The 991-nt window shown below is 56.0% G+C and carries 1 protein-coding gene; it reads right to left on the reverse strand.

Annotated elements, in window-relative coordinates; translation table 11 throughout:
• On the reverse strand, positions 1–991 hold a 991-nt coding region (locus EOA33_RS36790; protein ID WP_127407802.1), incomplete at both ends, for a hypothetical protein.

Genomic DNA, 991 nt, shown 5'->3' on the forward strand with positions numbered 1-991 from the left:
ACATATCGCCGACCAACCAAGCCACGACATTTTCTCCACGCGATGTCAGGTAAGCGCTTTGGGCCTTCATGCATATGGCGATCAGAACGCCCAAAACAGTACATCGAAAAATCCCACACATCACCCTGAGGCCGACTTCATTGACCTCACGTTGATAATCCGCCTCCGGCCTATTTTCCGATGCCCCGCCAATTGTCCAAAGGTCATGGACGATCGTGTAGAGCAAAATCAGACCGACAAAGAAAAGATAAAAACACAGGCACATATAGAGGTAAGCGAGCCCGGTGAACACGATCTCCTCCGGCACCGATATAAGCTCAGGGCGCACAATCGCTAGCTTGCCCCAGTCCGTCGCATAGTTGCCACCGCCTTTCATCAGCGGGAGCAAACACACGCCGATCCACTGAAAAAGACCGGCGAACACCACACAGATCAGGAAAACCGCCCAATATGAATACGAAGACGCTTCGACGTTGTGCGCCCAAGCATCGTCGCTTTTCGCCTGGTCGGCCTCCGCGACCAGCTTCAAGCGTCCGTCATTTTTCCAAAAGACAAGCAGCTCTGTCACGAATGCAAAAAACAGGGGCAAAAGTACCATGAAGAGGAAGGTCCAATTCGGCGCCCAAAGAAACCCCACCTGTTTAGCGAGGCCATCCGCCCGGACGTAGGTCGCGTCATGAATCCCCGTCATATACGACAAAAAGCCAAGAGCGGCGGCCCCCGCAAAAACCGAGGCCGGTAAATTCAAGGGAGATCCGCGACTGAAAAGCGCCTCCGATCTCCTCGCCAGACTGAAACGCCGCCTCAGCCGCTTGGCGTCGGGGTTCCGTGCCAGCTCTGCCGGAGGGTATGAGTCGTCTTCGAAGGTCGTGGGCCGAGCCATATCTGGAACCGCCACCGCGACATCGCTCGCAGCGCTCTTCCGTTCCCGTCTCTTGGCTGCTAGTCGCGATTGCGCCGCACTTAGCTCCATCTGCCATTCGCTGGTGGC

This window comes from Mesorhizobium sp. M4A.F.Ca.ET.050.02.1.1, from assembly GCF_003997725.1.
Classification (GTDB): Bacteria; Pseudomonadota; Alphaproteobacteria; order Rhizobiales; family Rhizobiaceae; genus Mesorhizobium.